Annotated in this window: 17 protein-coding genes and 3 pseudogenes; 13 read left to right on the top strand and 7 right to left on the bottom strand. The window is 64.6% G+C overall.

All coding sequences use genetic code 11. From position 1 onward, the window contains the following. Positions 1-48 precede the first annotated feature (48 nt). Positions 49-1,008: a hypothetical protein gene (locus G9465_RS15270; RefSeq protein ID WP_166971479.1), complete on the bottom strand. Its 960-nt coding sequence runs from the start codon at positions 1,006-1,008 to the stop codon at positions 49-51. A gap of 247 nt (positions 1,009-1,255) precedes the next feature. Between G9465_RS15270 and G9465_RS15265 the strand changes: the two are divergent. Then, positions 1,256-1,785, top strand: a pseudogene (locus G9465_RS15265) (IS1595 family transposase); the annotation flags it as partial. Positions 1,786-1,817: 32 nt separating this feature from the next. On the opposite strand, the pseudogene G9465_RS15260 reads toward G9465_RS15265, so the two are convergent. Continuing rightward, positions 1,818-1,984: pseudogene (locus G9465_RS15260) on the bottom strand (IS1595 family transposase); the annotation flags it as partial. A 47-nt stretch (positions 1,985-2,031) separates the two neighbouring features. Between G9465_RS15260 and G9465_RS15255 the strand changes: the two are divergent. The 6 genes from G9465_RS15255 (at position 2,032) to G9465_RS15230 (ending at position 10,991) form a co-directional block, all read left to right on the top strand. Beyond that, positions 2,032-2,730, top strand: coding sequence for a YqjF family protein (locus tag G9465_RS15255; protein ID WP_166971477.1), 699 nt, complete (start codon positions 2,032-2,034; stop codon positions 2,728-2,730). A gap of 375 nt (positions 2,731-3,105) precedes the next feature. Beyond that, positions 3,106-4,197, top strand: coding sequence for a glycine cleavage system aminomethyltransferase GcvT (gcvT, locus tag G9465_RS15250; RefSeq protein WP_166971475.1), 1,092 nt, complete (start codon positions 3,106-3,108; stop codon positions 4,195-4,197). Further along, positions 4,194-4,577, top strand: coding sequence for a glycine cleavage system protein GcvH (gene gcvH, locus G9465_RS15245; protein ID WP_166971473.1), 384 nt, complete (start codon positions 4,194-4,196; stop codon positions 4,575-4,577). The genes gcvT and gcvH overlap by 4 nt, the downstream gene beginning before the upstream one ends. 118 nt (positions 4,578-4,695) lie before the next feature. Next, positions 4,696-6,039, top strand: coding sequence for an aminomethyl-transferring glycine dehydrogenase subunit GcvPA (gene gcvPA, locus G9465_RS15240; protein WP_166971471.1), 1,344 nt, complete (start codon positions 4,696-4,698; stop codon positions 6,037-6,039). Further along, positions 6,036-7,460 (top strand): aminomethyl-transferring glycine dehydrogenase subunit GcvPB, encoded by a 1,425-nt coding sequence (gene gcvPB / locus G9465_RS15235; RefSeq protein ID WP_166971469.1) that lies wholly within the window; start codon positions 6,036-6,038, stop codon positions 7,458-7,460. Before gcvPA ends, gcvPB begins: the two co-directional genes overlap by 4 nt. Positions 7,461-7,514: 54 nt before the next feature. Then, entirely contained in the window at positions 7,515-10,991 is a 3,477-nt protein-coding gene (locus G9465_RS15230; protein WP_166971467.1) for a PAS domain S-box protein, read from the top strand. Here the strand turns inward: G9465_RS15230 and G9465_RS15225 are convergent. The 3 genes from G9465_RS15225 to G9465_RS15215 all read right to left on the bottom strand — a co-directional run bounded on the left by G9465_RS15225 (position 10,988) and on the right by G9465_RS15215 (position 11,845). Then, the gene (locus tag G9465_RS15225) at positions 10,988-11,356 is read right to left on the bottom strand and encodes a response regulator (RefSeq protein WP_166971465.1); all 369 of its coding nucleotides are present in this window, start codon (positions 11,354-11,356) and stop codon (positions 10,988-10,990) included. The two genes, G9465_RS15230 and G9465_RS15225, sit on opposite strands and share 4 nt — an antisense overlap. Positions 11,357-11,394: 38 nt before the next feature. Then, positions 11,395-11,601 (bottom strand): hypothetical protein, encoded by a 207-nt coding sequence (locus tag G9465_RS15220; RefSeq protein ID WP_166971463.1) that lies wholly within the window; start codon positions 11,599-11,601, stop codon positions 11,395-11,397. 73 nt (positions 11,602-11,674) lie between these two features. Beyond that, a complete protein-coding gene (locus G9465_RS15215; RefSeq protein WP_166971461.1) occupies positions 11,675-11,845 on the bottom strand; it encodes a hypothetical protein in 171 nt (56 codons plus the stop codon). A gap of 105 nt (positions 11,846-11,950) precedes the next feature. Here G9465_RS15215 and msrA point away from each other — a divergent pair, with 105 nt between their 5' ends. The 5 genes and pseudogenes from msrA (at position 11,951) to G9465_RS15190 (ending at position 15,759) form a co-directional block, all read left to right on the top strand. Next, positions 11,951-12,619 (top strand): peptide-methionine (S)-S-oxide reductase MsrA, encoded by a 669-nt coding sequence (gene msrA / locus G9465_RS15210; RefSeq protein ID WP_166971459.1) that lies wholly within the window; start codon positions 11,951-11,953, stop codon positions 12,617-12,619. An 80-nt stretch (positions 12,620-12,699) separates the two neighbouring features. Beyond that, the gene (locus G9465_RS15205) at positions 12,700-13,236 is read left to right on the top strand and encodes a cob(I)yrinic acid a,c-diamide adenosyltransferase (protein WP_166971457.1); all 537 of its coding nucleotides are present in this window, start codon (positions 12,700-12,702) and stop codon (positions 13,234-13,236) included. 67 nt (positions 13,237-13,303) lie between these two features. Further along, a pseudogene (locus tag G9465_RS15200) lies at positions 13,304-13,477 on the top strand (HVO_2922 family protein); the annotation flags it as partial. A gap of 50 nt (positions 13,478-13,527) precedes the next feature. Beyond that, a complete protein-coding gene (mvaD, locus tag G9465_RS15195; RefSeq protein ID WP_166971453.1) occupies positions 13,528-14,502 on the top strand; it encodes a phosphomevalonate decarboxylase MvaD in 975 nt (324 codons plus the stop codon). 60 nt (positions 14,503-14,562) lie between these two features. Then, positions 14,563-15,759 (top strand): NAD(P)/FAD-dependent oxidoreductase, encoded by a 1,197-nt coding sequence (locus G9465_RS15190; RefSeq protein ID WP_166971451.1) that lies wholly within the window; start codon positions 14,563-14,565, stop codon positions 15,757-15,759. 5 nt (positions 15,760-15,764) lie between these two features. Here the strand turns inward: G9465_RS15190 and G9465_RS15185 are convergent, their stop codons facing one another. Both G9465_RS15185 and G9465_RS15180 read right to left on the bottom strand, forming a co-directional pair. Further along, complete coding sequence (locus tag G9465_RS15185; RefSeq protein ID WP_166971449.1) at positions 15,765-16,709, bottom strand: chemotaxis protein CheW; 945 nt, start codon at positions 16,707-16,709, stop codon at positions 15,765-15,767. Then, positions 16,706-17,599, bottom strand: coding sequence for a ParA family protein (locus tag G9465_RS15180; RefSeq protein WP_166971447.1), 894 nt, complete (start codon positions 17,597-17,599; stop codon positions 16,706-16,708). The genes G9465_RS15185 and G9465_RS15180 overlap by 4 nt, the downstream gene beginning before the upstream one ends. A 172-nt stretch (positions 17,600-17,771) precedes the next feature. Here G9465_RS15180 and G9465_RS15175 point away from each other — a divergent pair, with 172 nt between their 5' ends. Next, positions 17,772-18,269, top strand: a complete 498-nt coding sequence (locus G9465_RS15175; protein WP_166971445.1) for a FlaD/FlaE family flagellar protein — start codon at positions 17,772-17,774, stop codon at positions 18,267-18,269. Positions 18,270-18,325: the final 56 nt, after the last annotated feature.

Raw genomic sequence — 18,325 nt, 5'->3', positions numbered from 1 at the left:
TTTAAATCTCACTCTCGACAGTTTGCGTTTTAGATGGAGATATTGGATTTATTTTTCTGGTTCAAGCCCGTGAATCTGAATCGGTAAATTATCAGCTATATGGGTAAACTCTTTTTTCTGGCCGTTAATTTTCAACGTCTTTGGTTCGTCTAGTTGCTTAACGCCATATTCCTGCTTTTCTTTCGCAGTCATGTCCTGTGCCGACGGAATTCCAGACCGTTTGTTCTCTTTGTCATTTACTGCTCGTTTAGCTTGCTCTCTCGTAAGATATTCTGGAGCCTTTTGGTCGGTTGTGGTCAGATCAGAGGTAGAAGTCGTGCTTGGCGGATCAGCAGGTTCAATATAGGAATAATCCTTAAAGCCACCAACTGTCAGCATGAAGGATATCGGTGTATCAGTATTACCTTGGGTTGTTACTTTCATGTTGCCGTAATCATCTGGATCGATATATCCGAACCAGTAGGCTTGATGAGCTGCTTCTTCTTTATCATCATTAGTTCCGTATGACCAGTTCCACTCATGACAGGAGTAATCATTACAGCCTTTATTTCCGCCCTCATCAAGCTCATCAGCGATCTTACTACCAGCGGATGCAACGCTATATGCATCACTGAGTAGTGAAGCGGTAAAATCGATCATATCAGTGGCAACATTTGCTAAGTCAATGTTGCTATTCGGATTCGGCCATGCACCAACGTATTCAGAGTCTTCACCATCAATAGTTAGCGATGAAGAATCTTCCTTAGTTATTTTTGTTGAATGGTTTTCAACGAATGGTTTTTTATTTCCGGTTCGTTCATCAACTGTAATCACCTGGGTGTTAATAGAAAACTTATGATTCCAACGATAGGGTTCGGTATTTTCTTGGAAGGAACCCTGATAATAAACAGTAGAGGAGACTGGCACCTCAATATAACTGTGCCATTGTGAATTTTTCGTATATCGGATGGTTCGCCTTTTGGAATCACCTTCAATAGCATCGTAGGGATAACTGGCCGCTGAAGCCATTCCAGTAAAGGACCTAATAGCTGGAACTGTCGCGAGGGTAAGACTTCCTTTTTTTTAAGGCGTTGCGTCGAGTGATGCCATCATCGTCGCTATTATTCGCCATGCAATTTTTTATAAAACTCGAAGATATATAAAAATAAGTAATTCTAACTTCTATTATAATATGGTTATCCATTATAGCTAACTATTATAAAGTATAGATTCAATTAATAAAATAGAAAAATAACCAAGCCATTGACAGACGTAGGTCAACGAATCTAGTGAGGTCTGCTCGAGCTACAAAGGCCAAGAACCGCCGCGGAACAGCTGTTCTCGCGGCGCTTGTCTCAGACTAGGAGATCATGATGGCGGGGGCGCCACGGTGATCAGCTGACGCTCGTTGCGGCGTGCTGCGACTCGCTTTGTGTGATCCGTGGACAGCGTGGATCGATTACCAGGGCGATCTTGAACCAGTAATTCAGGTGGGTGGAGACCTCTCCCAGCCACTGGGAAAGGTCTGGACCGACGGACTCCAAGCGTATATACAAATGGACCGTACCCATCGAACAGTCGTACACAAAGAGACGTATGTATCGCCTGAGGGTGTCCATATAATTAGTTGAGTGCCTGTTCTCACTTGTCCAGCCGTGGCTACGGAAGTTCCGCGGCCTGTCCAAGCAGGGCTTGGAACAGGCAGCTCACACCTTCGGTATCATTTGGTCACTCAACCTAGCTGGTGAATCAGTCGATACAACTATTGATTGTCTCGTTATCGGGACTTTCCGTAATTCTACATAAGAGCGACGCTCATGTGTAGCAAATTGTTGGTTTCACAGCGTCGCCCGAACAGCGTGTTTGAGAGCATTTCGGCCCGGTTTTCGTATAACTCTCGCCGTAGTTGAAATGCTCTGAGATACTGTGTCAGCTTGTCCTTGGAGACGCCTCGGTGAGGCGAGAGCCACCGTCGCGTCAGCGATGCGTGGCTCTCGCAAGTGCTTGGCCCGCTGCCCAAAGGGATTTTCCTCGGGGCTGCAGAGTGGCTCTATGGTCCTCCCGCTGGAGATGGGATGGCGGCACCTTCTGTTCGAGAACTGGCCGGTCGACCCGGCGGTGATGGACGCACACCTCCCCGACCGGTTGGTGCCCGACGTGTTCGACGGGTCGGCGTGGCTCTCGATCGTACCGTTCACCAACGTCGCCGTCCGGCCGAAGGGCCTTCCCGAAGCGTTCGGTATCCGGGTACCCGAACTCAACGTGCGGACGTACGTCACACGCGAAGACGTCCCGAGCGTCTACTTCTTCAGCCTCGACGCGCAGGGCATCTCGAGCGTCGTCGGCGCACGCCTGTTTCATCACCTCCCGTACTACTACGCGCGCATCTCGCTGTGCTGGGACGACGGCCGAGTGCGGTTCAGTAGTCGCCGTCGACATCCGGGGTCCCGCCCCGCGCAGTACGCGGGGACCTACTGGCCGACCGGCGCGCCGTTCTCGGCACCCGACGACCCGTTCGGCGAGTTCCTCGTCGAGCGCTATCGGTTCTACACCGAGGCACAGGACGGGTCGCTCAGATACACCGACGTCGAACACGACCCGTGGACGCTGTACCCCGCCGTCGCCGACGTCGAGACGAACACCGTCCGCTCGGCACACGGGTTCGCACGACCCGACGGCGACCCAGTCTACTACTACAGCCCCGGCCTCGACGTGGTCGCATCACGGAGCAAGCACGCTCGCGACGACTAGGTCTCGTCGGTAGGGTATCGAAGGTAGCGACGCGAGGCGGAACAGTGAGGCCGATGAACCCCACGGCGACGAGCCAATCACCGGTCGGCGACCCAACGTGTCGCTTCATCGCCGCCCCGAGGAACGTCATCTCGCGCCCACGCGAGAAGATACGGGTCCACGGCTCCGTAGACGCCGTCTACCGCTACGACTCTCCGTCTGGTGTCGTCACCGCTGTATAACGCACAGCCGTTCTATCGCTCCGCTCAGCAGGCCGCCCGTGACGCCACGAACGTGATTTGATATCGCGATATGTGATTTATGAGTTCTGTCGAAACCGTCCCAGACCGCGACCAGAGGCCAAGTAGTAAGGTGACCGGGGGCGATTTCTCGGCTATGTCACTGCGGACACCCCCGCTCTCGGGGGTCCACGAGGAGGCCGGTGCCAGCATGACGGACTTCGGCGGGTGGGAGATGCCCGTCGAGTTCGAGTCGATTCGCGAGGAACACGCCACCGTTCGGTCCACCGTCGGGAAGTTCGACGTCTCGCACATGGGCGAGATAACCGTCGACGGGCCCGAGGCCGAACGCCTCACCCAGCGGTTGACGACCAACGACGTGGCGGCGCTGGACCCCGGTGAGGCACAGTACGCCGCGATAACGAACGACGACGGCATCATGCTCGACGACACCGTCGTCTACCGATTACCGGCGGAAGCAGACGACGAGTTCCTGTTCGTTCCCAACGCGGGCCACGACGAGGAGATGGCCGAGCGGTGGACGAGTCACCGAGAGCAGTGGGGCCTGGACGCGACGGTCACGAACCGGACCACGGAGTACGCCATGATCGCACTTCAAGGGCCGGACGCGCCGGATCTGCTGGCCGAGCGGACCGATATTCGCCTCGCCGAGATGGACCAGTTCGGCGTCGAACGCGGACCGGTCGCTGGCGTCGACTCGCTGGTCGCGCGAACGGGCTATACGGGCGAGCGCGGGTTCGAGATACTGTGTCCGTGGGACGCGGCCGAGACGGTGTGGACAGCACTGGAGTGTCCGCCCTGTGGCCTCGGCGCGCGCGACACCCTTCGTCTGGAGATGGGGTTTCTCCTCTCGGGACAGGACTTCGACCCCGAGGACGAACCGCGGACGCCATACGAGGCCGGCATCGGCTGGACGGTCAAACTCGACACCGAGTTCGTCGGCCGCGACGCGCTCGAACAGCAGGACGCCGAGGGCATCACGGAGAAACTGGTCGGCATCGAACTGGTCGACCGAGGGATTCCGCGCCACGGCTACGAGGTGCAGACTCCGGAGGGCGAGTCGATAGGCCACGTGACGAGTGGGACGATGAGTCCGACGCTCGGCGAGGCTATCGCGCTGGCGTACCTCCCCGTCGAGTACCGCGACCCCGGCACGTCGCTGCGCGTCGTCGTTCGCGGCGAACCGAAGAAGGCACGTACCCGGGCCACCCCATTCATCGACAGATGAGCTTCGACGTTCCCGACGACCTGCGATATCTGGAGTCCCACGAGTGGGTGCGCGTAGACGACGCGACCGCTCGTGTCGGCATCACCGACTTCGCTCAGGACGAACTGGGCGACGTGGTCTTCGTCGAACTGCCCGACGAAGGCGAGGAACTGACCGCCGGCGAGGAGTTCGGCGTCGTCGAGTCGATAAAGGCCGTCTCTGACGTGTACGCCCCGGTTTCGGGGACAGTGACCGCCGTCAACGACGCCCTGTTCGACGAACCGGAACTGGTCAACGAGGACCCCTTCGGCGAGGGCTGGATGCTCGAAGTCGAACTGGCCGACGCGGGCGAACTCGACGACCTGCTTTCGGCGGACGCGTACGGCGACCAGATAGCGTAGTCGCGCGTTCGACCGCGTGCGACTCTCTCGCGCGGACCGGGGGAAGGAGTAGGCTAATGTACAGTCAGTTGCTAGCATCAGCCATCATGTCCACCCGTGCGGATGGGCGTTCCTACCAATGAGCGAGAGTGACGTATCCACGACTGGCAGTCCGTACGCACCGCACACGCCGGCCGAGACGGCGGCGATGCTGGAGGCGCTCGGAGTCGACGACGTCGAGGCACTGTTCGACGTGCCCGACGCCGTCGCCTTCGACGGCGACTTTGGCATCGACGCCCACGGCGAGCGTGAAACACGCCGGGAGGCGGCCCGTCTCCTCCGGCGCAACGACGACCTGACGGAATTTCTCGGTCGGGGCCACTACGACCACTACGTGCCGAGCGTCGTCGACGACCTGTCGAAACGGTCCGAGTTCCTGACCTCCTACACGCAGTACCAACCCGAAATCGCACAGGGGTTCCTGCAGGCGCTCTTCGAGTACCAGTCGATGCTGGTCGAGTTGACCGGGCTGGGGGTCGCCAACTGCTCGATGTACGACGCTGCGACGGCGCTGGGCGAGGCGGCGACGCTCTCCCAGCGAGTCCGCTCGGTGTCGGGCGACCGGATTCTGGTCCCCGAACACCTGCGTGACGGCAAGCACGCGGTGCTGGAGAACTACGCGGATGGCCCCGGGCTCTCTGTCGAGTCGTATCCGATGGACGACGGCCAGGTCGACGTCGCCGCCCTCGCCGAGATGGCCGACGAGGACGTGGCGATGGTGTACGCCGAGACGCCCAGCGTACGGGGCGTCGTCGCGGAGAATCTCGCAGGCGTGGGCGACGTGACCGACGACCACGACGCCTTGTTCTGTCTCGGGTCGGACCCGGTCGCACTAGCCCTGCTGGAGCGCCCGGCCGACGTGGGCGCCGACGTGGTGGTCGGCGACGCCGCCTCACTGGGCATCGGCACCGCATACGGCTTCGGTCTCGGGATGTTCGTCACCCGCGAGGAGTACCTCCGGCAGGTCCCCGGCCGTCTCGTCGGCGCCAGCGAGGACGCCAACGACCGCCGGGCCTACACGCTGACGCTCCAGACGCGCGAACAACACATCCGCAAGGAGCGTGCCACCTCGAACATCTGTACGAATCAGGCGTGGGTCGCGCTCCGCACCGCGATGCACGCCGCGTGGCTGGGTCCGCAAGGACTGGTCGACCTCGCCGAAGACTGCGTGACGCGCGCCGAGGGTCTCGCCGCCCGACTCGACGAAGTCGTGGGCTTGCAGGCGCCGGTCCACGACGGCCACCACTTCCGGGAGTTCGTCGTCCGCACCGACCAACCGACGCGGGCGGTCGTCGAGGACCTCGCCGCGCGCGGCTACGCCGTCCACGCCGTCGACGAACACCTGTTACAGGTGTGTACTACCGAGGTGACCGCCGACGAAGAGGCGGCGTTCGTCGAGGCGATGGCGGAGGTGGCCCGATGAAGTACAATCAGGCCCGGTGGACGGACGACGACGACGAGCGCTACGAACCGCTCCTCTCGGAGAAGGCAAACCGCGAGGTCGCCGTCGAAGATTCGCCCCTCCCGGACGACCTGACGCGGGACTCGCTGGAACTGCCCGACCCGGCCGAACCGGAACTCGCCCGACACTACACGCGCCTCTCGCAGATGAACTACGGCGTCGAGAGCGGGCCGTTCCCGCTGGGGTCCTGTACGATGAAGTACAACCCGTCGTTCACCGAGGACATCTCGCGCCGTGCCGACGCCGCCGTCCACCCGGACCGACCGGACAGTACTGTACAGGGGACGCTCGCGCTCTGTCACCGCCTGCAGGACTATCTCGGTCGCATCGGCGGGATGGACGCCGTGACGCTCCAGCCACCGGCCGGGGCGGCGGGTGAGTTCACCGGTATCCAGATAGCGAAGGCCTACCACCAGCACAACGACGACGAGCGCTCCGAGGTCGTCATCCCCGACTCGGCCCACGGCACGAACTTCGCCACGGCGGCGATGGCGGGATATAGCGTGGTCGAACTCCCGAGCGGCGAGGACGGCCGGGTCGACCTCGAAGCACTGGAGGCGGCCGTCGGCGAGGAGACGGCGGCGCTGATGCTCACCAACCCCAACACGCTGGGCCTGTTCGAGCGCGACATCGAACAGATTGCCGACGTCGTCCACGACGCCGGCGGTCTGCTGTACTACGACGGCGCGAACCTCAACGCCCTGCTGGGGAGGGCGCGCCCGGGCGACATGGGCTTTGACGTGATGCACTACAACGTCCACAAGACGTTCGCGACGCCCCACGGCGGCGGTGGGCCGGGTGCCGGCCCCGTCGGCGTGACCGAGGACCTAGCCGAGTTCCTGCCGGACCCGCACGTCCGCTCGAAGGACGGCGGGTTCGAGTACTACACGCCCGACCACTCCATCGGGAAGGTCCACGGCTACTACGGCAACTGGCCGGTCCTCCTGAAGACGTTCGCCTACGTCACCCGTCTGGGCGATTCGGGACTGATCGACGCCAGCGCCAAGGCGGTGCTGAACGCCAACTACCTCGCCGAACAGATTCCCTACGAGGTGCCCTTCGGGCCGTTCCACCACGAGTTCGTCGCCAGCGCTAGCCCGCAGGACGCCGCCGACGCGGCCAAGCGGATGCTCGACCACGGCGTCCACCCGCCGACGACGAAGTGGCCCGAAATCGTCGACGAGGCGCTGATGACCGAACCGACGGAAGGCGAGAGCAAGCGCTCGCTCGACCAACTGGCGGCGGCGTTCTCGGCGGTCCACGGCGAGGACGACGAGACGCTGGCGTCGGCACCCGAGCGGACGGCCGCCGGACGCATCGACCAGGTCGGCGCGGCGCGGAACCCGCGGCTCTCGTGGCAGGCGCTCGATTCTGAAACCTGATAATCTGGGCCGAGTTTATTAGTTCCCGGTCCCCGGTTACGACGTACCACCAGCATGTCCGAGCAGTCCGTCGTCTTGCACGTCCGTCCCGCCACCGTGGCCGACGGTGTCACCTCGCTCTCACTCCCGGCGGGCCCCGCCGTCGAGGTGACGTCGGTCACGTCTCGCGATGCAGCCCTCGACACTGCGGCCGCCATCGACCCCGACGTCGTCGTCTGCGACCACGTCCCCAGCGCTGGCCTCGACGGCCTCGCCGTTCTCGACGCACTCAGCGACCGGCACCCCGACGTTCCGGTGTTGCTGTGTACCCCCGGCCCCGACGGCAGCGTGGCCGCCGAGGCGACGCGCCGCGGCGCCACCGAGTACGTCCCCCGGAGCGAGACGGACCCCGCAGAGCGGGTCCGGGCGGTGCGAACGGGAGGGGATGGCCCCGAGAGAGCGACGGACGTCACCGGGCAAAAAGCGCAGGAACGCGAACTCCGGACGAACAACGAGGCCCTGCGGGACCTGACACGGTTGGCGACCCGGGACGACCTCACGAACGCGGAGACCATCGACGCGGTGCTCGAACTCGGCGCCGAGCGGTTGAACCTGTCGCTGGGGTACATGAGCCGCATCGAGGGACAGGACTACGAGGTGGTACAGGTCGTCGGCGACGACGAGGTCATCCAGCAGGGCGCGACCACGGACCTCGCGAACACGTACTGCAAACGTATCGTCGAAACGGGGGAGGCCCTCGACGTCCTCGACGCGCCGGCAGAGGGGTGGGCCGACGAACCCGCCTACCAGACGACCGGGTTCGCCTGTTACTTCGGCGGTGGGATTCACGTCGACGGCGAACTGTACGGCACGCTGTGTTTCGCCGACGAGGAACCGCGGTCGGAACCGTTCAGCGAGGGCCAGCGGACGTTCGCCGAACTCCTCGTCGAGTGGGTCAGTCGGGAACTCGAACGGCGTCTGCGGGAGGACGAACTCGAACGCTACGAGGACATCATCGAGGCCGTGGACGACGGCGTCTACGCCCTCGACGACGAGGGTCACTTCGAGTTCGTCAACAGCGCGATGACGGCCCTCACGGGGTACGACGAGGACAGCCTGTTGGGTGCGTACACCGGGGCCGTCAAAGACGATGCGAGCGTCACGCGCGCGGAGTCGGTCATCCGGGAGATGCTGTTCGGTGACCGCGACGACGAGGCCACCTTCGACCTCGAAATCCAGCGGGCCGACGGCACGGCGTTCCCCGCCGAGGACCACATGACGCTGCTGTACGGCGACGACGGGGAGTTCGTCGGCAGTGCAGGCGTCGTCCGGGACGTCACCGAGCGAAAAGCGCGCGAACGGGAACTCCGCGAGGCACGCCAGCGCATCCAGCAGATACTCGACCGCATCGGTGCGGCCTTCTTCGCCGTCGACGACACTGGGGAACTCACCTACTGGAACCACCGCGCCGAGGAAGTCCTCGGGAGAGACGCCGAGACGGTGATGGGCGAAACCCTCTGGGAGATGTTCCCCGAGGCCGTCGGGGCGACGTTCCACGAGGCCTACCGCGAGGCGATGAAGACGCAAGAACCGGTCTCGTTCGAGGAGTACTACCCACCCGTAGAGAAGTGGTTCCGGGTCAACGCCTACCCCTCCGAGAACGGCCTCTCGGTGTACTTCCACGACGTCACCGACCAGAAGGAACGCGACGAGAAACTCTCTGGACTCCTCGAAACCACGCGGTCGCTGATGCAAGCCCACACCGCGTCCGAGGTGGCCGAGACGGTCGTGGCGGCCGCGGAGGCCCAACTCGAGTTCGACCTCAACCTCGTCAGACTCCACGACCCGGAGACGGACGTCCTGCGGCCGGTGGCCGGGTCCAGTTCACTGCCTGACCGGCCGCTGTACGACGCTGACGAGGCGTTCCCCGGCGAGGCGTTCCAGCGCGGCGAGACCATCCGTGTCGACGACTTCGACGACGTCGAGCGGTACGACAACCGCGACGCCAACGCCGCGATGTACGTCCCCCTCGGCGACCACGGCGTGCTGAGCGTCGCCGCCGTGGAGACGCCCGAGTTCGACGACGCCGACGTCTCCGTGGCCGAGATTCTCGCCTCGAACGCCGCCGCCGCGCTGGACCGCGTCGAGCGCGAGGAGGACCTCCTGCGCTACGAGACGGCCGTCGAGAACGTCCGTGACATGGTGTACGTCTTAGACGAGGACGGCACCTTCCAGCTCGTCACCGAACCGCTCGCCGAATGGCTCGGCTTCGAGCGCGAGGAGATGCTCGGCGAACACCCGCGGTCGGTGCTCGACGACCGCTCTGTCGCTGCCTTCGAGCAGCGCATCCGTGACCTCCGAGCGCAGACCGACGACGCGTCGGTGCAACTGGAGACGTCGCTGGTCACCGCTGCGGGCGTCGAACGTCCCGCCGAAATCGAGGTGTCGCTCATCGACGACGACGTGTTCCGCGGGACCGTCGGCGTGGTCCGGGACCTGACCGAACTCAAACAGGCCCGCGAAGAGCTTCGCGACGAGCGCGACCGCTTCTCGTATCTCTTCAACAACCTCCCGGACGCGGTCGTCGAGACGGAGTTCGTCGACGACCGGCAGGCGGTGCGCTCGGTCAACCCCGCGTTCACCGAGGTGTTCGGGTTCGACCACGCGACGGTCCTCGACCGGGAACTGACGGACCTCATCGTCCCGCCGGACGAGGCGGCCCGGACAGAGGCCGACCGTCTCGCCGCTGTCAACGCGACCGGGGAGTCCGTACAGGCCGAGATTCGACGCCGGACCGACCAGGGGTTCCGTGACTTCCTCTATCGGGGCGTCCCCTACCGGCGCGACGACGGCCGGATGTGGGGCTTTAACATCTACACGGACATCACCGACCAGAAAGAACGCGAGCGTCGACTGGAGGTTCTCAACCGCGTGTTGCGCCACAACCTCCGGAACGACCTCACCGTGGTGATGGGGCTTGCCGACGAGCTGGCCGAGCGACTGGACGATACCGACCGGCTCTCGCTGGTCGAGCGACTCCAGCAGAAGGCCGCCGACGTGGCCTCGGTCAGCGACCGGGCCCGCGACATCGAGCGTGCCGTCCGCCGGGACGACGCCGGGACGAAACCGGTCGACGTCCCCGACGCCGTGGCTTCGCTGGTCGACACCTACGACGAGGCCGACGGCGCTATCGAGACTGCCATCCCGCCGGTCGACGCGGCGGCCGCCGACGGGCGGTTCACGCGCGTCGTCGCCGAGTTACTGGAAAACAGCCTCGACTACGCCGGCCCGGACCCGTCCATCACCGTCGACGTCAGCGTGGCCGACGAACGCGTCTCGGTGACGGTAGCCGACGACGGGACGGGAATCCCAGAGTACGAACTGGACGTCCTGACTGGTGACGAACCCATCACGCAGTTGAGTCACGGCAGCGGCCTCGGCCTGTGGCTCGTCATCTGGGTGACGGAGTCCTACGGCGGGACGGTGACGTTCGAAGAATCGGACGCAGGCGGTGCGTCGGTCACGCTCACTCTCCCACGGACGGACGTCTAGACCGCGTCCCGGATGCGGTCGGCGAGGACGCTGTACTGTTCGGTCCCGGTCCCTTTCTGGACGAACGCGGTCACGCCGGCGTCCGTAGCCGCTGGCTGGACGTCCTCGGGTTCCCGGGCACTGAACAGGAAAAACGGGAGCGACTCGTCGTGTTCTCGAATCGCCGTACAGAGCTCTACGCCGTCGAGTTTCGGCATCTTGAAGTCGCTGACGACGGCGTCGTAGTCGCCAGTCAACGCCATCTCCAGCGCCGCTTCCGGGTCAGACTGGCTCGTCACGGAGAGATCGTCTTCTTGACCGAGGAACGTCGCTACGATTTCGAGTACGTCATGGTCTTCGTCAACCAGTAGGACCTCCACACTCATCATATAATGCTTTCGGCCCGAGGTGGTAAAACTCCCGGTCACCGCATCTCGTCTAGCGCGACGAACGCCGACCGGTCGGCGGTGAGCCACGTCGACATCCGCGGCACGCCGGACAAACCGGGCGGATAAATCGTACACCGGTCGGGGCCGTCGGAGTACTGCACGACCGTCAGGGACAGTTCGACGTCGGGGTCGCCGGGACCGCTCCGAGTCTCGGCGGTCACCCAGTCCGGGTCGAGGCTCATTGCGTCTACGTGACGTTCCACTGACCACCGATAAAACGGCTGCTAAGAACTCTCTATACGGCTATTGAGGCGTCTATGCCGTCTGTCCGGTGTCGACTTCGCCGTCGATACGGACGAACCCGTACTCACACTCGGGGCAGTGCCACTTGACTTTCGTCCCGAGGTGCATCGTGGTACTTGCGACCTTCCAGAAGTTCCGGTACTCTTCGCACTCCGGGCAGTAGTGCTCCAATTCGAGGCTCATACACCCCGGTTCTTCGTGGGCCCAATTGAAGGTCCCGGTTTCCGCCGGTTCGCGGTCGTCTCGCCGGTCCCGAACACGCAAACCGTTCGCGCCCCTGTCGTCCGTATGGGACGATGGGACCGAGAGTCGACGCGACCGACGGCACTGGACGTAGACGCCGAGGCGCTCCCGCCCGAGGAGACGGCGACGGCGACGTTCGGCATGGGCTGTTTCTGGGGACCTGACGCCCGGTTTGGCGCGATGCCGGGCGTGGTCCGTACGCGCGTCGGCTACGCGGGCGGGAGCGACCCGGACCCGAGTTACTACGCGCTCGGCGACCACTCCGAAGTGATACAGGTCGAGTACGACCCTGCGGAGCGCTCTTACGAGGACCTACTGGGCGTGTTCTGGTCGAACCACAGTCCGTTCTCCACGCCGCACAAGCGCCAGTACCGCGGCGTCGTCCTCGCACACGACGACGCCCAACGGGAGGCGGCAGCGGCCTCGAAGACGGCCCTCGAGGAGCGAACCGGCAAAACGGTTCAGACGCCCGTCGAGACGCTAGAGCGGTTCCACCGGGCGGAAGACTACCACCAGAAGTACGAACTCCGGTCGACGCCGGTCGTCGCCGACGAACTCGAAGACGTCTACGGGCCGGCGTTCGTCGAGTCGACGGTCGCCGCCCGCCTCAACGGTTTCGTCGCCGGCCACGGCGACGACGCCCAGCGCCGCGAACTCCTCGCCGAGTTGGACCTTCCGCCCTCGGTCATCTCGGAAGTCCGACGACGACTCTGACGCCACGGTCGTCCGGTCGGTTCGCCGCGCCCCAAACGGTTCGCCCACGGCTATAAGAGCGTGGCAGACCCACCTCCTGTATGACCATCTACACCGGCCGCGGCGACCAGGGGCAGACGGACCTCCGGACGATGGACCGCGTCTCGAAGGACTCCCGCCGCATCGAGGCCTACGGCACCGTCGACGAGGTGAACGCTCTCGTCGGCGTCGTCCGACCGACGGGCTACGACGACTTAGACGACCACCTCCGGGCGGTGCAGAACCACCTCCACATCGTGCAGGCCGACTTCGCGAATCCCCAACCCGACGAGGACGACCCGCAAATAACCGAGGAACACGTCGAGGAGATAGAGGCCATTATCGACGAGGCCAACGAGGAACTGGACCCGCTGGAGTCGTTCATCCTCCCGTCGGGGTCCGAACCCGGCGCGAAACTCCACCACGCGCGAGCGGTCTGTCGCCGGGCGGAGCGACGGTCCGTCTCACTGGCCGCCGAGGAGGCCGGCGTCAACGAGACGGCCATCGTCTACCTCAACCGCCTCTCTGACGCGCTGTTCACCCTCGCGCGACTGGTCAACAAGCGCGAGGGCGTCCGCGAGGAGAGCCCCGAGTACTGACTGGACCGGGTCCAGTTGGCCCACATTTTCTTGTGTCTCGGTTACGTGTCACAGGGTAGTCATGGCAGCGACCTTCGAACTGTACACCGACAGTGCAGACCAGTGGCGGTGGCGGCTTCGCCACTCGAACGGCAACATCATCGCAGACAGCGGCGAGGGCTACGCCAGCAAGGCGAAAGCGAAGCAGGGAATCGAGAGCGTGAAGTCGAACGCGCCGGACGCCGACGTCGAAGAGCAGTGACGACCGCGCGGGTTCGCAATAGCAAAGTGACCGGCCCGGAAGGGTGAGGTATGAAAGCGACCGCGAAGGCCCACCCGATTCAGGGCTTGGTCAAGTATCACGGGATGCGCGACGAGGAGCTTCGGCTCCCCTACCACGACAGCATCTCGGTCTGTACGGCGCCGAGTCACTCGAAGACGACCGCCGAGTTCGACCCGGCCCGCGAGGAAGACACCTACGTCATCGACGGCGAGGCAGTCGAGGGTCGCGGGGCCGAGCGCATCGACGCCGTCGTCGACCACGTCCGCGAGTTGGCGGGCATCGACCACGGCGTCCGCTTCGAGTCGACGAACAACTTCCCGACCAACATCGGCTTCGGGTCCTCGTCCTCGGGCTTTGCCGCCGCGGCGATGGCACTCGTCGAGGCGGCCGGACTGGACATGACTCGCCCGGAGATTTCGACGGTCGCCCGCCGTGGCTCCTCGTCGGCGGCCCGCGCCGTCACCGGCGCGTTCTCCCACCTGCGGACCGGGATGAACGACGAGGACTGCCGGAGCGAACGCATCGAGACCGACCTCGAAGACGACCTGCGCATCGTCGCCGGGATGGTCCCCTCCTACAAGGAGACGGAGGCCGCCCACGCCGAGGCCGCCGACAGCCACATGTTCGAGGCCCGGATGGCCCACATGCACGGCCAGATCTCCGACATGCGTGATGCCCTGTACGACGCCGACTTCGACCGGGCGTTCGAACTCGCCGAGCACGACTCCCTCTCGCTCGCGGCGACGACGATGACCGGGCCCGCAGGGTGGGTGTACTGGCAACCGCGCACTATCGAGATTTTCAACGCCGTGCGGGAACTCCGCTCCGAACACGACGTGCCGGTGTACTTCTCGGTCGACACCGGTGCCAGCGTCTACATCAACACCACCGAGCAGTACGTCGACCGCGTCGAGGAGACGGTCGCCGACTGCGGCGTCGACACCCGCGTCTGGGAGGTCGGCGGCCCCGCCCGCGTCCTCGACGAGGACGCCGCGCTGTTCTGACCCGACTTCTGACCGACGGGCTGGAACAGGATTATCCCGCTCCGGACCCAACCAGTGGCCATGCGCGTCGCCGTTCTCGGTGCCGGATACGCCGGCCTGACACTCGCACGGTCGCTCGAACGGACACTCCCCGAGGCCGTGGACCTCGTCGTCGTCGACGAGCAACGTGACCACCTCGTCCAGCACGAACTCCATCGAGTCGTCCGACGGCCGTCGCTCGCCGACGACATCACCGTCCCCCTGACCGACGTGCTCGACTGTGAGGTTCGGCGGGCCGAAGTCACGGGCCTCGACGCCGACAACGGGCGCGCGACGCTCCGGACGGCCGACGGGGAGGAGACGCTGGACTACGACGTCGGCGCGGTGTGTCTGGGTGCCGAGACGGCCTACTACGACCTCGACGGGGTCCGGGAGCACGCGACGCCGCTGAAACGTCTCGACCACGCCGAGACAATTCGCACGGACTTTCTCGAACTCGGCGACGGTGCCCGGGTCGTCGTCGGCGGGGCGGGCCTCTCCGGCGTGCAGGTCGCCGGCGAACTCGCGGCACTGGCCGACGAGGAAGCCGTCGACGTGGAGGTCGTCCTCGTAGAACAGGAGGCCCACGTCGCGCCGACGTTCCCCGAGTCGTTCCAGCGAGCGGTCCACGACTCGCTGGTCGACGCCGGCGTCACCGTCAGGACGGGCACCGGCGTCTCGGGCGCCGACGCCGACGCCATCGCGCTCGAATCCGGCGCGGACCTCGCCTACAACCAGTTCGTCTGGACGGGCGGGATTCAGGGGCCGGAGGCGTTACACGACGAGCGCCCGGTCGTCAGGGCCGACCTCCGACTGGGCGAGTCGACGTTCGCCGTCGGAGACGCCGCCCGCGTCGTCGACAGCGACGGCGAGGCAGTGCCGGCGAGCGCCTCGGCCGCCATCCGTGAGGCCCGCGTCGCGGCCGACAACGTCGCGGCACTCGTCGACCACCGCCGCGACGGCGACGGCAGGTTCGAACCGCGTCTGACGCAGTATTCCTTCGACGTGCCGGGATGGCTCGTCTCCGTGGGGAACGACGCCGTCGCGAAGGTCGGGCCGACCGTTCTCACGGGCCGGGCGGCGCTCGCGCTGAAGACGACGGTCGGTGCGGGCTATCTCGGTAGCGTGGGTGCCATCCGGAACGCGACGGACCTCGTCCGGGAGGAACTGAACGTGGCCGTCGACGAGGCCGACGTCGACGTGGACGTGCCGGACGTCGTGGACGTCTCGGAGAAGTAGGCCGCTCAGTCCTCGCCGGTCGCCGCTTCGAGCGCGTCGTCCGGTTCGACCCAGATGACGAACTGGTCGTGGTCTTCCCGGTCGACGACGCCGCGGACGTACTCGGCGTCGACCGGTGGGGCGTTGACCTCGGATTCGGCGACGGGGACGACCTGTCGAACGTTGTCGACGACCCATCCGACGGCACCCTGTTCTTCGAACATCTCGGGGTCGAAGACGACGATGAGGTCCTGACTGCCGTCCGCGCCGATGTCCATCATCTCTTTCGGTTCGAGGATGGTCGTAATCTGCCCGCGCAGGTCGACGACGCCCTCGACGTAGTCGGGGGTGTTCGGGACTCTGGTCACCGCGTCCCGTTTGACGATCTCCTCGACGTACTCGATGTCGAGACAGTAGTACTCTTCGCCGAGTGCGAACTCGAGGACCCGGACGAGTTCCTCCGTCTGTGTCGATTCCTCTTCCAGTGCGGCGGCGCGGGCCCCGCCCTCGGTTCGGCCGACGTCGCCGGTCGCCATCGCCTCCTCTAGGAGTTGCTGGTCCGGGAGTTCGACGCCGGTCGGCCCCTGCATCGGCGACGCCGTCGCGGAGACGTCGCCGGTCTGTGTCGCGGGCGCCGCGTCGGCGTTGCCACCTGTAATCTCTGCGGCGGCGGCCGCCGCTCGCTGGGCGACTTCGGCCGGGTCGACCTCGGCGTCCGACTCGTCGGTCACCGCCGCCTCGGTGCCGGTTCCGTCGGCCGGTTCGTCGGCAGGTTCGGCCGCCGTGTCCTCGGCCGTCTCCGTCGTCGGTTCCTCGGACGCCGACTCGCCGTCCGACTCGGCGTCGGTCGGCCCGTCGCTCGCGGCCTCGGCCTGTTCGTCCGTCGGCGCTGCCGATTCGTCGTCGTCCCTGTTCCCCGCGCGCATCTTGCTGATGCGTTCTGCTCGGTCCATGCGGTCGTCGTCACTCATGCTGTCACCTCTGTGTAGCCGAACTGTTCGTCGAACGTCGCGGCGATGTCGCTGAAGACCTCGGCCATGTCACAGCGCTCGTCGGTCGCGAAGATGGATTTCCCCTCGGTGTAGGCCCGCTGGAGCGCGACGCGCTTGCGGACCTCCCACACGGGACTGTCCGGAAACGCGGCGTCGAACCACTCCAGCATCATCTCGTCCTCGGACGTCGTCTCGATACGGTTCGCGACGACACCCAGCGTCCCGACGGTGGTCCCGGTCTGGCGCTCCATGGCGGCCATCTGATCCATCAGGAGTTCGATGGCTCGCTCGGAAGTGGCTTCGGCCAGCGCCGGGATGAGGATGTGTCCCGCGGCGAACACCCCGGTGTCGGTCAGCTTGCCGTAGAACGGCGGCGAGTCGATGATGACGTAGTCGTACCCCGACACCGTCGAGAGCGCACGGTCCAGCGTGTCCAGCGCGTGGTCGCCGGTCACCGTCTCCGGCGTGACGTTGAGGGCGAACCCGGCCAGCGCCGCCGGGTCGACGCCGTGACCCTGCGTTCGGACCCGGGCGATGAGGTCGGCGATGGTCAGTTCGTGTTCCGCCTGAAGCATGTCGATGCTGGAGGGAATCACGTCCATCTCCTCGTGTTCGACTACGAGGTCGCCCAGCAGCGAGGGGTCCCTCGTCAGCGCGTCGAACAGTGTCGGTGGCTGGGCGTCGTAGGCGTCGGTCAGCCCCAGTCCTTCCGTGGCGTTGCCTTGCGGATCGAGGTCTACGAAGAGGACGTCCCGACCCCGGTCGTTCAACGCACCGGCTACGTTGATGGCTACCGTCGTCTTGCCGGTCCCGCCCTTCGCGTTGGTCACGCAGATACGGGCAGGGTCGGTCGTTGCGTGCCGGCTCATCGTCGAAGTGGCTCCACCTCGGTCGTGGGTCCCTATAAAAATACGCCCCCGATTATCAACCGCGTAATTCGGGTATCAGCGACGGAATCGACTGGAAAGAGCCGTGAGCGAGTGTCTGACGGCCGTCCGACGGGTGCAAGATTTAACTTGACGTAGGTGAAACAGTTGTGTCATGACTATCAACCCGCGCGACTACGACCTAGACGAGTTGCGCAAGATGGCCCGCAAGCGCGGTGATCGTAACGGCGGGCTGGGTGAGGACGAGGAGGTGCCCGACCCATCAAATCTCGAAATGGGACTCGAAGACGCCGACGAAGAGGTACTGGCCGGCAGTTCCTTCCGGTCGGGGCTGTACCGCGAACTGCTCCCGTTCCTCGCGGGTGACAGTCAGGAGAAACCGTATCTCGCCTCGCTCCCGGAGACGTACGCCGCCGAGTTCGTCGTCTTCGAGTGGCTCGAGTTCCTGTTGATGCACTCGGGGTATCAGGGCGCAGACGAGGCACTGGCCTACTACGAGTCCATCGACTGGATAACCGAGGCGGTCGAGTCGGACCTCTCCGATTACCTGCTGGGTATCGATGAGTCCGCCACCAACGACGGCAACGACCTCAGCGTCGACGACCACATGCTGAGTCTGGTGTACATCGCGAAACTCACCGCGATGACGTAGAGCCGGGTCGCTATCAGCGCTGATTCTTGACGTGAGGTTATATACCGAGGCGGCGA

This window comes from Haloarcula sp. JP-L23, assembly GCF_011602445.1.
GTDB lineage: Archaea > Halobacteriota > Halobacteria > Halobacteriales > Haloarculaceae > Haloarcula > Haloarcula pellucida.
Note: the sequence above shows the minus strand (reverse complement) of the source record. Positions and strands in the feature narration are given on the sequence as shown.

Coding starts and splice junctions, on each gene's coding strand:
- G9465_RS15270 (WP_166971479.1), bottom strand. CDS start 1,008: ATGGCTTCAGCGGCCAGTTATCCCTACGATGCTATTGAAGGTGATTCC.
- G9465_RS15255 (WP_166971477.1), top strand. CDS start 2,032: ATGGTCCTCCCGCTGGAGATGGGATGGCGGCACCTTCTGTTCGAGAAC.
- gcvT (WP_166971475.1), top strand. CDS start 3,106: ATGTCACTGCGGACACCCCCGCTCTCGGGGGTCCACGAGGAGGCCGGT.
- gcvH (WP_166971473.1), top strand. CDS start 4,194: ATGAGCTTCGACGTTCCCGACGACCTGCGATATCTGGAGTCCCACGAG.
- gcvPA (WP_166971471.1), top strand. CDS start 4,696: ATGAGCGAGAGTGACGTATCCACGACTGGCAGTCCGTACGCACCGCAC.
- gcvPB (WP_166971469.1), top strand. CDS start 6,036: ATGAAGTACAATCAGGCCCGGTGGACGGACGACGACGACGAGCGCTAC.
- G9465_RS15230 (WP_166971467.1), top strand. CDS start 7,515: ATGTCCGAGCAGTCCGTCGTCTTGCACGTCCGTCCCGCCACCGTGGCC.
- G9465_RS15225 (WP_166971465.1), bottom strand. CDS start 11,356: ATGAGTGTGGAGGTCCTACTGGTTGACGAAGACCATGACGTACTCGAA.
- G9465_RS15220 (WP_166971463.1), bottom strand. CDS start 11,601: ATGAGCCTCGACCCGGACTGGGTGACCGCCGAGACTCGGAGCGGTCCC.
- G9465_RS15215 (WP_166971461.1), bottom strand. CDS start 11,845: ATGAGCCTCGAATTGGAGCACTACTGCCCGGAGTGCGAAGAGTACCGG.
- msrA (WP_166971459.1), top strand. CDS start 11,951: ATGGGACGATGGGACCGAGAGTCGACGCGACCGACGGCACTGGACGTA.
- G9465_RS15205 (WP_166971457.1), top strand. CDS start 12,700: ATGACCATCTACACCGGCCGCGGCGACCAGGGGCAGACGGACCTCCGG.
- mvaD (WP_166971453.1), top strand. CDS start 13,528: ATGAAAGCGACCGCGAAGGCCCACCCGATTCAGGGCTTGGTCAAGTAT.
- G9465_RS15190 (WP_166971451.1), top strand. CDS start 14,563: ATGCGCGTCGCCGTTCTCGGTGCCGGATACGCCGGCCTGACACTCGCA.
- G9465_RS15185 (WP_166971449.1), bottom strand. CDS start 16,709: ATGAGTGACGACGACCGCATGGACCGAGCAGAACGCATCAGCAAGATG.
- G9465_RS15180 (WP_166971447.1), bottom strand. CDS start 17,599: ATGAGCCGGCACGCAACGACCGACCCTGCCCGTATCTGCGTGACCAAC.
- G9465_RS15175 (WP_166971445.1), top strand. CDS start 17,772: ATGACTATCAACCCGCGCGACTACGACCTAGACGAGTTGCGCAAGATG.